General features: G+C 72.0%; 7 protein-coding genes. 1 reads left to right on the forward strand and 6 read right to left on the reverse strand.

Annotation, left to right across the window (positions count from 1 at the left end):
- The 3 genes from recD to ACX1D0_RS03760 are packed head-to-tail and all read right to left on the reverse strand — an operon-like array spanning window position 1 to window position 7,923.
- Window positions 1-1,725 (reverse strand): exodeoxyribonuclease V subunit alpha, encoded by a 1,725-nt coding sequence (gene recD, locus ACX1D0_RS03750; protein ID WP_459019563.1) that lies wholly within the window; start codon window positions 1,723-1,725, stop codon window positions 1-3.
- Window positions 1,718-4,894, reverse strand: a complete 3,177-nt coding sequence (locus ACX1D0_RS03755; RefSeq protein ID WP_459019564.1) for a UvrD-helicase domain-containing protein — start codon at window positions 4,892-4,894, stop codon at window positions 1,718-1,720. The genes recD and ACX1D0_RS03755 overlap by 8 nt, the downstream gene beginning before the upstream one ends.
- Window positions 4,891-7,923 (reverse strand): exodeoxyribonuclease V subunit gamma, encoded by a 3,033-nt coding sequence (locus tag ACX1D0_RS03760; RefSeq protein WP_459019565.1) that lies wholly within the window; start codon window positions 7,921-7,923, stop codon window positions 4,891-4,893. The genes ACX1D0_RS03755 and ACX1D0_RS03760 overlap by 4 nt, the downstream gene beginning before the upstream one ends.
- 91 nt (window positions 7,924-8,014) lie before the next feature.
- On the opposite strand from ACX1D0_RS03760, the gene ACX1D0_RS03765 reads away from it, so the two are divergent.
- Complete coding sequence (locus tag ACX1D0_RS03765; RefSeq protein ID WP_459019566.1) at window positions 8,015-10,039, forward strand: ATP-dependent DNA helicase UvrD2; 2,025 nt, start codon at window positions 8,015-8,017, stop codon at window positions 10,037-10,039.
- Here the strand turns inward: ACX1D0_RS03765 and ACX1D0_RS03770 are convergent.
- The 3 genes from ACX1D0_RS03770 to ACX1D0_RS03780 all read right to left on the reverse strand — a co-directional run bounded on the left by ACX1D0_RS03770 (window position 10,030) and on the right by ACX1D0_RS03780 (window position 12,416).
- On the reverse strand, window positions 10,030-10,542 hold the full coding sequence (locus ACX1D0_RS03770; protein WP_459019567.1) for a hypothetical protein: 513 nt from the start codon (window positions 10,540-10,542) through the stop codon (window positions 10,030-10,032). The genes ACX1D0_RS03765 and ACX1D0_RS03770 overlap by 10 nt on opposite strands.
- 166 nt (window positions 10,543-10,708) lie before the next feature.
- Window positions 10,709-10,870: a DUF5679 domain-containing protein gene (locus ACX1D0_RS03775; RefSeq protein WP_176715192.1), complete on the reverse strand. Its 162-nt coding sequence runs from the start codon at window positions 10,868-10,870 to the stop codon at window positions 10,709-10,711.
- Window positions 10,871-11,078: 208 nt separating this feature from the next.
- Window positions 11,079-12,416, reverse strand: coding sequence for a zinc-dependent metalloprotease (locus tag ACX1D0_RS03780; RefSeq protein WP_459019568.1), 1,338 nt, complete (start codon window positions 12,414-12,416; stop codon window positions 11,079-11,081).
- Between the last annotated feature and the right edge of the window lie 80 nt (window positions 12,417-12,496).

Raw genomic sequence — 12,496 nt, forward strand, 5'->3', positions numbered from 1 at the left:
TCAGCGCCGGCCGAGCCCGCTCGCCCGGCGCACCGGGGTGGAGATGGCCTCTGCCAGCGTGTCCCACGTGCCGTAGATCCGGACCGTGTCCTGGGCGCGCGTCACCGCCGTGTAGAGCAACTCCCGGGTCAGCAGCGCTGATCCGGCCGGGGGCAGCACCACGGACACTGCCCCGAACTGGCTGCCCTGGGACTTGTGGATGGTCATGGCGTGCAGATCCGCGGCGTCGTCCAGCAGCCACGGCGACACCCACAGCGGGCGGTTGGGCAGGTCCACGACCGCCATGAGCTCACCGTCGCCGGGACGCCGCACAACGACCGCGGTGTCACCGTTGTTGTAGAGATCCGTGTTGCGCTGGATGAGGAGGGGCTGGCCCGCGTAGGGCCGGGACTCGAAGCCGTATCCGTCGATCTGACTGGACAGCCAGGCCCGTACGGTCCGGGCCCAATGGCCGGCGCCGAACGGGCCCTCGCGGTGCCCGCAGAGAATCCGGTGGGCGTTCATCGCCAGCCCGGCGCCCTGCCCGTCACCGGACAGGGCGTGATCCACCACGGCCCGGGCCGCCGGCAGCACATCATCGCGCAGGCTGGGCAACGAGGCCGGGTCCGGCGTGCCGTCGAAGTTCACCAGGTGCAGCACGGATGATGCCTCCAGCAGGCCCCTGGCCGTCTCCGCATCCCCGGCGAGGATGGCCTGGGCCAGCAGGTTGATCTCCTGGTTGGAGCGGAAGTTGGTGAGCAGCCGCACCAGCCGGCCTCCTGGTGCGGTGACGAGATCCGCCGCCTGTTCGATGTCGGCGAGCACCGCGCCCGCCTCCACCGACCGGAGCTGGTGTGGGTCACCCAGCAGGATGAGCCTGGTGGTGGGATCCAGCGCCGCCATGAGCGCCCCCATCATCTCCAAGGACACCATGGAGGTTTCGTCGACCACCACGACGTCGAACGGGAGGGGGTTGGCCGGCCCATGCTCCAGCCTGCTGGTACGCGGCCGGGCCCCGAGGAGCTTGTGGAGCGTACCGCCCCACAGCTCCGACCCGGGAGGGATCCTGCCGGCCACAGCCGACTGCAGCCGGGCGGCGGCCTTCCCGGTGGGGGCGGCCAGGGCGATCCTCGGCCCCGCCGGGGCGAGGGCCGTGAGGATCCGGGCCACGATGGTGGTCTTGCCGGTGCCGGGGCCACCGGTGATGACGGTGGTGGAATGGCTCAGGGCGGCGGCCACGGCAGCCTCCTGGTGGGTGTCGGCGGTGTCCACCGGCGAGGGCGGCGGGGCCGCCGGCCCGGGTGCGGGCATCAGGGCGCTGCGGCGGCGGAGGTGCACGGCCAGACCTCGCTCCTGACGCCAGTAGCGATCAAGGTAGAGCAGTGTGCCCTCCAACCTGAAGGGCTTACCGGGGTCCTCGGGCCCGGCCACGGCAGGCGATAGCGCGATGCGTTGCAGCCACCCCTCCGGCTCCGGCCAGTCCAGGGCGGCCCATGCCTCGTCGTCGAGTCCGTCGTCGAGGTCCGTCTCGGGGAGCAGATCCTTCGCGGCGGTGTGGAGGTCCACGCACACGGAGCCCAGCCGCAGCTCACGCGCGGCGATGGCGAAGGCGAGCTGAACCTCCGGGTCCGCCTCACCGGCGAGCGAGCCCAGCCGGCGGGCGACGTGAAAGTCGATGGGGCGCAGCATTCCCGCCTCGCAGAAGTGACGCAGCACCCCCGTGGCGGCGATCGGGATCTCAGGCATGGTGGCCTTCCAGCAGGTCTGAAACGGCCTCGACGAGGGGCGCCGGTGGGTGCCAGGCCATCACGCCGCACGCCGTGCCGGCCACCACGGGGGTGTCCGGCCCGGCCATCCCGCGCACGAAGAGGTAGCCCACGCCGCCCAGGTGCGCGGACGCCGAGTATCCCGGAAGCCGGGTGGAGAGGTACCGGTGGAGGGCCACGCAGTAGAGCATGGCCTGCAGGGGATAGTGCGCCTGCATCATGGCCTCCGCCATGGCCGGCACGATGTAGTGCCCGACGGTGACCCCCGTCTCACCGGCCGGTGCGAGACGGTTGGTCTTGTAGTCCACCACCAGGAAGCGCCCGTCATCGAGCTGCAGCACGGCGTCGATGGACCCGGTCAGGAAGCCGTTGAGCACGGCGTCGGCCGCCTCCGAGGCCGCCAGCCGCGCCGGGTACTCGGCGAGCGGGTCCGACGCGGGCAGGTGCGCGGCCATGAGCGCGGCGAGTTGGGCCAGCGTGACGGCCGCCCCGCGGTCCGCCAGGGGCAGATCGAAATCCAGCTCGGGAAGGCGGCGCGCCAGGGGGATGTCGGTAAGGGCGTTGGCGGTGAGGGGGAGCAGCGGCGTGGTGCAGACCGCCACCAGTGCCGACGCCAGGACGGCTCCACGCTCCGGGTCGAGGCCGTGCTGCGGAGCCAGCTCGTCCATCACCTCCTGCGCATGAGGCGCCAACCTCCCGGGTGTCCAGTCCAGGAGCTCGAGGGCCTCGTGTACCAGCGTGCCGAATGCGGGTCCGGCCGGGAGCGCGGTCATCGGTGAGGGGGCGTCCAGCGCCGGGTCCGACGCTGCCGGAGGGGCGACGTCGACCTCCGCGGCCTCGTCCGACAGCAGGTGAGCCGGCGCCTGCTCGTGGAGGCTCTGGGTGAGACCGGAATAGGAGGTCCGGCGCCACGTGGTGTCGATGGAACGACTCAGGGTCGCCAGCCGCAGGGCCGGCTCCTCGCGCGCGATCACGGGGCGTTGGAGCTCCTGCCTGTCCGAGATGGGTGAGCGGTGCACCCACAGCACGGGCGCCGCCGTCGCACCGTTCGAGCGGCGGTCCAGCCGATCCAGCAGCAGTGCCATGGGCCGCTTCGCGACGGAGGGCGCGCGCTCGGGGGCGACGTGCCAGGCGACGCTCAGGTGCCGTGCCCGGGTCAGGCCCACGTAGAGCAGCCGGAGCTCCTCGGCCAGGTTCTGGGCGTCGAGATCCTGCGCCAGCTCGTCGCGCCAGTCCGGCGCGGGGCCGACGTAGAGATGGCGACGCCCGCCGGTAACGATGCTGAACGGCTTCTTTCGCGAAGCCTGGACGCCCTCTGTCTCCGGGAGGAGCACAAGCGGAAACTCCAGCCCCTTGGCGGCGTGGATGGTCATGACGCGGATGGCCTGCTCATCGCCGGCCACCCGGATGGCGTCACCGCCCTCCTCCGGCAGAAGCGGCCGTTCGCACAGCGCGATGAGGGCGCTGAGCGTCGACTCGCCGCTCCCGTCCAGCAGCTCTGCGATGTGGGCGAGATCCGCCAGGTGCCGCTCGCCGTCCCGCTCTCCCAGGACCCTGGCGTCGAGATGCTCGCTGGTGCGGAGCGCGGTGAACACCCCGGCCACCCCGCTGTCAGCGAAGCGGCGGGCCAGCGCGCGGACCAGCACGCTCACCCGGGCGGGCTCGACGCTGCCGTCCGTGAGCATGTCCGCCAGGTCCGAGCCGATGAGGGAGGTGAGGGCCGCCAGGCGGATGGTGGCCTGCGTCGGCTCCGCCATGGCGCGCAGGAGGGTGGCCCACTCCGCGGCGGCCGGCTGCTCCCACACGGACTGGCTTCCGGTGAGGACCGCCGGATAGCCGGCGGCCTCCAGGACGGTGCGCAGCTGATGTGCCCGCGCGCCCCGACGAACCAGCACCGCGATGTCCGACAGCTCCACCGCGCGGGTTCCCCCGGCACCGTCCGGGAGACGCGCCAGCTCGAGGAGCCTGCTGATGGTGAGCACGAGGTCCTCGTCGATGGCGGCGGCGGGTGAACGGCCGTCCAGCCGGCCGGCCTTGCCTTCGCGGATCCAGAGCCTCGCCTGCCCCGCCAGGCCGCTCATCCGGGAACCGTGCTGGGAGCCCACCGGCAGCACCGTGACCGAGGCGTCGCCCAGTGGTGCGGCGCCGAACAGCTCGACGACCCCGTCCACCAGTGGCCGGTCCGACCGCCGGTTACAGGTGAGGGTGTGCACCGTGGCGGCCCCCTTCGCTGCAAGGTAGCTCTGGAGGTCTGCGCCGCGGAAGGCGTAGATGGACTGCTTGGGATCCCCGATGAGCACGGTGGGTGTGCCACCGGAGACGAAGGCCCGGTCCAGGATGGCCCACTGGTCCGGATCCGTGTCCTGGAACTCGTCGACCAGCACCACCGCGAAGCGACGGTGCAGGGCGTCCGCGACCGCGGGCCCGGTGCCGGGGCTCTCGAGGAGCGCGCGGAGCCGGCCGACGATGTCGTTGTAGGTGCACAGGCCCTGGACGGTCTTGCGGTGGCTGTAGATCTGGCGCACCCGCGTCGCGAACTCGACGTGTGGCCCGGCCGAGGGCGCCAGGGGAAGGGTGGTCTCGCAGGCGGCTCTGCCGATCTGCAGCGCCTCCTTGGGCGTCACGGCGGGGGAGCTGTCGGTGAGGTAGCGCTGCAGGTAGGCGTCCGTGGTGCACTGGGTCATGAGCTCCGCCGGGTCCGGCCCCACAGCCTCGGACGGATCCCAGTCACCGAGGATGCCCAGCTCGGAGAGCATCGCCTGGCAGAAGGAGTGGGTGGTGAGGACGGTGGCCTCGTTGAACCGGGCGACGGCCTCCGCGAGCCGGTCCCGGTGCACGGCCGCGTCCGTCCCGGCCAGGAGCGCGGAGACCTCGTCGTGCGGATCCGGCAGCGCGTGGCCCGCCAGGACGGCGTCGAGGGCCGCGATGGTCTGGGTGAGCCGCCCGAAGATGCGCGCCCGCAGCTCGCTGGCGGCGTGGCGGCCGAACGTGACCAGAAGCAACCGGCTGACGTCCAGGCCCTCCTCGGCGATGTATCTCGCTGTGAGCGCCGCGATGGTGTAGGTCTTCCCGGTGCCGGCGCTGGCCTCCAGCAGGGTGCTGCCCGTGGGGAGGGGGCCGGCGAGATCGAAGGGCGACGGTGCGGTCATCGGAAACCTCCGAGCATCGGGGTGTAGAGCGCGAGCGCCCACTGTTCGAAGGCCGACCCGCGCGGCGGGCCCGGGTCCTCGGGCAGCGGCGCGTCGGTGAACAGTTCCGCGACGTCCGAATCGTAGAACAGCTGCCACGCCCGACCGGGCCAGCTCCACTTGGGGTGGTAGCTCCGGAAGCTTCCGGTCCATGCTGCGCGGTCCGCCCCCCCGTGCAGTTCGTCCTGCGCGTAGGCGATCGCCGCGGCCGCCGGCACGGGTAGGAGCCGCCTCTGCCCCAGCACGTACGCGCGGACGACGAGCTCCAGCACGGCCCGGGCCTGTGCCACGTCCTCCGTGGCCAGCGTGCGGGACTCCGGCACGACGGTCCCGTTGTAGCCGGGCCGGATCAGCCGGTGGACGCGGGAGACGGCCGGCCCGCCACCGGAGGCTGCCAACGCCAGGGACTCCAGCCACGGACCGATGAGCTTGTCCTCGCCCGAACTCGCGGTGAGCGCCACCGCCACCCCGCCGCGGGTGCGGATCTCATCCACCAGAGCCACCTCACCCAGGCCGTCGAGGCAGAGGCGGAGGTGCACCTGATGGCTTGCCAGCTCCGCGTTCCAGTCCGGTTCGGCGGCGCGCCAGAGCTCCTCGGCGTCTGCGCGGGCCTGGGCGAAACCCAGGCGGCCGATGGCCAGCGGCGGGTGCTGTTCACGCTGCCGGAAGGCCTCCTCGGCCGCCCGCCCGTCCGTGCCGGCCTTCCACGACTCCAGGAGGTCGTCGATGATGGCCCACCGGCTCAGTCCCTTGGTCTCCAGATCGATCTCGTCTGTGAGCTGGGCGTCCTGGTACTGGGTGATGCCGGCGGCCGACTGCAGGAAGCTCTTGGCCGGATCCGCCAGGAACCTCGACAGCTGCGCGAGCGTCACCGGCCCCGGGATCGATGCGACGGGGAGGGTGCGCGCAGCGAGCCGACGCCTGGCGTGGCGTCCGAGGAGAGAGCTTCGGCGTCGCCGCGCCAGGACGCCGGCGAGGGCTGGGGCGTCGAAGCTGGGCGCCGTGCCCTCGAAGTTGGACTCGGAGGATGCGATGGGCGGGTGGGTCACGGCCCGGTGGCTCCCGCCGAGCTGATCCAGCAGCCAGCTCAGAGCCACGGGGACGGGCATCTCGTCGTTGGTGCGCTGCGAGCGCCGCTGGCGCACGATGAGCACCCGCTCGGCGGAGCGGGCGTGGGTGAGGAGCTGCTCGAGCCGGCGGGCTCGCGGGTCCGGTGCCAGGTCTCCGAGGGCGATGCTGTCCGGCGGCAGCCCCACGCGCCCGGGCACCACGTCGTCGGTGACGCCCAGCAGCGCGACCAGGCGGAACTCCACGTGCATGAGTTCACCGAGCCCCACCACCATGAGTGAGCCGTTGCCTGCGGCGGCCCGGGTGCGCCGCGTGGAGGCGGCCTCCTCCAGCATGAGGGCGAACTCGTGGCGGGTGAGGAGGGTCTCGTCGGTGCGGTGGTCCGAGGCGAGCCGGGCGAGCGTCCGCGCCGTCACGGTGAGCTGCCAATCCTCGGTGCGCGGAAGTCCCACAAGGGTCTCCATCGCCTCGCGGCAGCGGCCCACCCACGAGGCGATGGTGGCCGGGGAATCAGTGACCGCGACGAGCCTGCGCAGCCTGGAGACGATCTCGCACAGTGCGCCGACGGTGTCCATGTCCGAGGCAGAGACGGCATCGGCGCCCGACAGGCCGACGCCGGCCTCGTGGCCGGGGGCGACGGCGAGGCCGACGAGCAGCCGGTCAAGGCCCCGCAGCCAGGTGTTCTGCCCCACCTCCGGCAGGCCGAACGCCGCCCGGTGCGTGAGGTCCATGCCCCACCGGATGCCTGCGCCGCTGACCAGCTCCGTGACGGCGGCGCGATCCGTGAGCCGCCAGCGATGCGCGATGGCAGGCCGGAGCAGGAGCTCGACGACGGCGCTGGCGGTGGCGCGGGACTCGCCCAGCCGCAGGAGCTCCACGAGGAGCTCCACCAGACCCACCGAGGGGGCTGACTCGACCCGCTGCACACGGAGCGTCCGCCCGGGATGCGTGGTGGGATCCCCTGGGGCGAACGCGGCATCCAGGAGGTCCGCGTAGCGTTCCGGCTGCGGACAGACGATCGCCACGTGGCGCGGCTCGAGGGTGGGGTCCTTCGCGAAGGCGCGGGTGAGTTCGTCGCGCAGCACCTCCACCTGCCGGGCCTCGCCGTGGGACTCGTGGATCTCCACCTCGGGCGCCGGGTCCGTGGCGCCCGGCAGGTCCACGATCCGCGTGGCGAGGGCCTGAGCCCAGACAGCGCCTGGGGAGCCCGAGATCTGCAGCGCGGTGACGCCGACGCCGGCAGCCAGGGCGTCGAAGACCCCGGCCTGCGGGACGGTGACGTGGTCCACGGCGAGGACCACTGTGGGGGTGGGGTCCGTGGCGGCGGCCTCGGTGATGGCCGCGAGGATGTGCAGCGGATCCACCTCCAGGCTGGCGGTGGCGGCCCGCAACAGGGGCGGCTGCCACGCGGTGGCCTCGGGGAGGGGGTGCCCGTCCGCGCCGTCGCCGGCTCCCTCCATCCAGGCGCCGATCACCTCCGGTGCCACGTCGACGTAGCCGCGCAGGAGCCGGGCGAGCCTGATGGCGGTGGCGCGGCGGCGCCCTGGGCGCCCGGCGTCCGCCTCCAATGCGGCCGCGAGGAGCGGATGGTCCTGGGCCACCTCGTCCAAGGCGCCCCAGACCGCGAGATCCAGCGGTGAACCGAGCCACCGCGCCCGATCCTGCGCGACGCCCGCCCGCTCGGCCAGCTCGCGCAGGAGAGCGGCCGGCGTCACGTACGCGATCCCGGCGGAGATCCCGAGGCGGGCGGCCACGCCCTGCCCGGCGAGCCGGCCCGTCTCCCGGGACGCCACCACCACCCTTGCCCGGTCGAACGGGCCGAGGCCCAGCGCCTGCAGGTGCGCGGCCGCATGGTCCACCAGAGGGCCCCATCGGGTACCCCGAACCAGCGTCAGCGCCATGAGCCCCAGACTCCTCTCCACGTCGCCAGCAACCATACTGGCGGGCACCGACACTTCGTCGGGGCCGGCCGTGCGAGTAGGAACTGTCGGCGGCGGCGTCCACAATGGGCGGGTGAGTGACCCCATCCTGGATGCCCTGGACCCCGAGCAGCGCCGCGTCGCCACGCTCCTCGAGTCGCCCGTGGTCGTGCTCGCGGGGGCCGGCACGGGCAAGACCCGTGCCATCACGCACCGCATCGCGTACGCCGTCAGCCAGGGCCGGTACCAGCCCGGTGCCACCCTGGCGGTCACCTTCACCACACGCGCCGCGGGGGAGATGCGGGCCCGCCTCTCCGCCCTCGGGGTACGTGGCGCGCAGGCCCGGACGATCCACTCCGCGGCGCTGCGGCAGTGCCAGTTCTTCTGGCCGCACGCCTACGGTGTGGAGTTCCCCCGGGTCGCGGAGAACACCTACGGCCTGGTCGCGCGCGCCGCCCATCAGGTGCTCGGGAAGTCCGAATCGGCGCTGGTGCGGGACCTGGACAGCGAGATCTCCTGGGCCAAGACCAGCAATGTCTCGGCCAGCCGCTACCCGGAGGTGGCGGGAGCCCGCTCGGTGGCCGGGGCCTCGGCGGCGCAGGTCTCGGCGGTGATGACGATCTACGAGAAGCAGAAGACCGGCGAGGGCAGCGTGGACTTCAACGACATCCTGATGTGCAACGCGGTGCTGCTCACCGAGCATCCGGAGATCGCGACAACCATCCGGCAGACGTACCGGCACTTCGTTGTCGACGAGTATCAGGACGTCTCGGCGCTGCAGCACCGCCTCATCACCCTCTGGGTGGACGGCCGCCAGGACGTGTGCGTGGTGGGGGATCCCAACCAGGCCATCCACTCCTTCGCCGGAGCGGACGCCTCGTATCTTCGCGGCTTCGCCACCGCTGTCGACGGCGCAGAGACGGTGCGCCTGTTCCGCAACTACCGCTCGACGCCGGAGGTGCTGTCGTCGGCGAACAAGGTGCTCCGGGTCCGGGCCGGGGGGCCGGGAGCCCTCACGCCCACGAAGGCCTCCGGTCCCAGGCCGACTTTCGCCGGCTACCCGGACGAGGCGGCGGAGGCCTCGGCCGTCGCGGACTGGTTGCGGGACGTGCACGCCCGCGGGTCCCGGTGGTCCGAGTTGGCGGTCCTGTACCGGATCAACGCCCAGTCACCCTCACTTGAAGCCGCCCTCAGCGAGCGGGGCATCCCGTACTCCGTGCGGGGCACTGAGAAGTTCTACGACAGGGCCGAGGTCCGTCAGGCCATGCTGGAGTTCGGCCGCCACACCGAGCGGGCGGCGGACTCCCCAGCGGTGGACACCATGGAGGCGGTGCTGACCGGCCTCGGATGGCGGACGGAGGCGCCGTCGGGTCAGGGTCGGCAGCGGGAACGCTGGGAATCCCTCACGGCGCTGCGAACCATGGTGGCCGAGGAGGCCGCCAAGCATGACACATGGCCCGCTGAGCGCGCCACGGAATGGTTGCGGGAGCGCGCCTCGTGGCAGTCGGCTCCCGTGGCGGATGCGGTGACGCTGACCACTCTTCACGGCGCCAAGGGCCTGGAGTGGGATGGGGTGGCCATCGTCGGGGTGCGCGAGGGCATGATCCCCTTCGTCCTCAGCCAGGAGGAGCCGGCGCTGTCCGAGGAGCGTCGGCTGCTCTACGTCGGCTTCACCCGAGCCAAGAAGGAGCTGCGCGTGAGCTGGGCGGCCGGCCGGGGGAGCGCCACGCGCTCCCGGTTCATCGCGGACCAGGTCTCCGGACCCGCCACGGTCAGCAGGGCGCCGAAGCAGAGGACCACCTCGGTACGTTCCCGCACCTGCAGAGTCTGTGGATCCCAGCTGCACACCCCGGCGGAGCGGAAGCTCAGCCGGCACGAGGGATGCGAGGTCAACTACGACGAAGGCCTGTTCGAGGCGCTCCGCGCGTGGCGCAAGCTGACCGCCGAGGAGGCGTCCGTGCCCGCCTTCGTGGTGTTCACCGACGCCACGCTGCAGGCCATCGCCGAGGCCGCGCCCTCCTCCGAGGGGGAGCTGCTGCGGCTGCCGGGGATCGGGAAGGTGAAGGCGGAGCGTTACGGCGGAGGGGCCCTGGAGGTCATCCGGGGGCATCAGGGCTGAGCGCATCCCGCCGCCCGGCAGTCCGGCAGCCGCTGCCAGCCCACGAGACTGAGCCCGGGCCGGCCGAGCTGCCAGGCCCAGCTCAACGCCACCAGGTCCGTGCTCCCGCGGACGATGGCGTGCGCCTGGAGGGCCGCCCAAGAACTCGCCCAGCTGACCAGTGCCCGGTGGGCGCCGGGCGCCTGAGGCCCACTCCGGTGGGCGAGGCAGGCGGGGCAGGGACCGAGCCCGGGCGACACGAAGGGGCCCACCGCGGCCGCGGCGGCGTCCCACGCCACGTGCAGCGCACCGGTTCCGGCCGCGTACGCTTCCGCCTCGAGCGGCAGCTGGGCGCCCGGTGGGGAGGCGAAGACGATGAGCCGCGCGTCGAGCGTCACCCCAGGGTTCCGCAGGGCATCCTCAGGGGCGACCGGAACGGGCCGCAGGTGCGCGCGGCGCAGGGCGACGGAGAGGGGGTGGATGGCTTGCGGCGCACCCACCACCGAAACGAGGGGATCGGACACGTCACCAGCCTCATGGTCGAGACGATCCTCAGCCAGTCCGGGCCGGGTCACGACGACACCTGGGGTGAAGCGGACAACATCGTCCCGGGAGTGGACAACACAATGGGGCGGTGCCGATGGCGACCGCCCCATTGGAAGCCCGCATGGGGGCCAGTGGTGACCTTGCTCAGGCCTTGCCGAGGATGCGGTTGAGGTTCGTGCCGCACTCGGGGCACTTGCCCTTGGCCATCTTGGTGCCCTTGGCATTAACGACGACCTCGCCCTTGGCGTCGCGCTTCTCCTTGCACTTGACGCAGTAGAAGGAGCCTTCCCAGATCTCCGTAGCCATGTTTTCCTCCTTGTTGGGGTGGCTGCCCAAATCGGCAGCCGCGGTTTCACTCTAGGCGCAGCCCGGTGCACTCACAACGAGACACTCCGGCTGAACGCGTGGAGTCCCGGCCGCTCGATCCGCCTTCCCCTGCGTAACGAGCCACCGGGACTCACGCGCCCCAGTTAAGCGCTCCGGGCGCTGCCGCGTCAAGAACCGCTGGAAGGGATCAGGCCCCGGGGCCCTCGAGCAGCCTGCGCAGTTCCCTGTCCATGGCATCCTCGACGGGCTCCACGGGCGCCACCCCCGTGGCGAAGGACAAGGGGTCGGCGAGGTGGGCTGCGGTGGGAAGCATGTCCGGGTGGTCCCAGACGGCGTCGCGACCCTCGAGCCCGCGGTGGTGCTCCACGGCGGCCCAGAGGTTCTTGGCGTCCCGCACCAGCCTGGGCCGCAGGTCCAGCCCCAGCAGCTCGGCGAACACTCCCGTGACGGGCGTGTTGGAGGCGCGGCGGCGGTGCATGACCTCCTCCAACTGTGCGGCGTTGGGCATCCAGGGGCCCGCCGCCCTGGCCACGACGTGGTCCACCCAGCCCTCCACCAGCGCCAGCAGCACTTCGAGCCGGTGCAGGATCTCCACCTGGGTGGGGGTGCTGGCCGGCTGGAAGAACGACCCGCGCACGGATTCGCCGACCGCGACGACATCTTCGATGGAGAGGTTCTGCAGGTTCTCGGGCTGGAACTGGCTCGCGATGGAGTCGAAGTCGATGCTGATCTCGCGGGCGAAGTGCGCCAGTAGCGCGCTCAGCTGCGGAGACAGCCATCCGACGTGGTGGAACAGGCGTTGCCGCGCGGCCTCACGGAGCAGGAGGAACAGCGTCACGTCACGCTCGCTGGCGTCGAGGTCTGCCGTGAAAGCGGCCACGTTGGCGGGGATGAGCACCACGTCCGGTGAGCCGAGCAGGTTGAACCCGATCTCGGTGCCGGTGAGGATGTCGCCTGCCACCTTCGCCAACTCGCGCTTGAGCCTGTCGCGGTAGATCAGGGACGCCGACTGCTTCATCATGGGCGCGAGGAAGGCCCCCATGGGCTCCATCTCCTTGCCGGCGTCGTCGACGGTGCCGCGCTTGAGTGCCTCGGCGAGTCCGTCGATGATGGGTTCGATCACAGCGCGCCAGCCGGGGCCCGTCTCGTCCAGCCAGGCGCCGCGGGTGAGGCCGCGGGCCGGGCGGCCCGTCTCGGGGAAGGACGTCTGCGGTGTCAGCCACGCCTGGGCGAGGCGCTCGGTGTCCGCGATGAGGGTCTTCTCCTCAGGACGCAGCTCGGGGTCCGACCCCGCCGGCGAGGCCAGCTGCCTGGCGGCCGTCAGTGTGGTGCGCCACGCGGCGTCCGGGTCCCGGTCCGCGTTGGTCAGCCCGAACATGGCGCCGCCGCCGGATTGTTGAAGACGCTGGACGTGGGCGAGCAACTCGTCGAGGTTGAGCTGGTCGGCGTCGCCGAAACCCATCTGTTCGAGCATCTTGCGCAACTGCTCGAAGTCGAAGGATCCGAACGGGTCAGGGTTGGACATCAAGTGACCTCCTCCTGGTCCATTCTTCCGCATGGAGCAAGCGCCGCGCGACGGCTTGCCGCCCCTTGCTAGGGTGATCT

The organism is Tessaracoccus pujii (assembly GCF_054483895.1).

Coding starts and splice junctions, on each gene's coding strand:
- recD (WP_459019563.1), bottom strand. CDS start 1,725: ATGCCTGAGATCCCGATCGCCGCCACGGGGGTGCTGCGTCACTTCTGC.
- ACX1D0_RS03775 (WP_176715192.1), bottom strand. CDS start 10,870: ATGGCTACGGAGATCTGGGAAGGCTCCTTCTACTGCGTCAAGTGCAAG.
- ACX1D0_RS03755 (WP_459019564.1), bottom strand. CDS start 4,894: ATGACCGCACCGTCGCCCTTCGATCTCGCCGGCCCCCTCCCCACGGGC.
- ACX1D0_RS03780 (WP_459019568.1), bottom strand. CDS start 12,416: ATGTCCAACCCTGACCCGTTCGGATCCTTCGACTTCGAGCAGTTGCGC.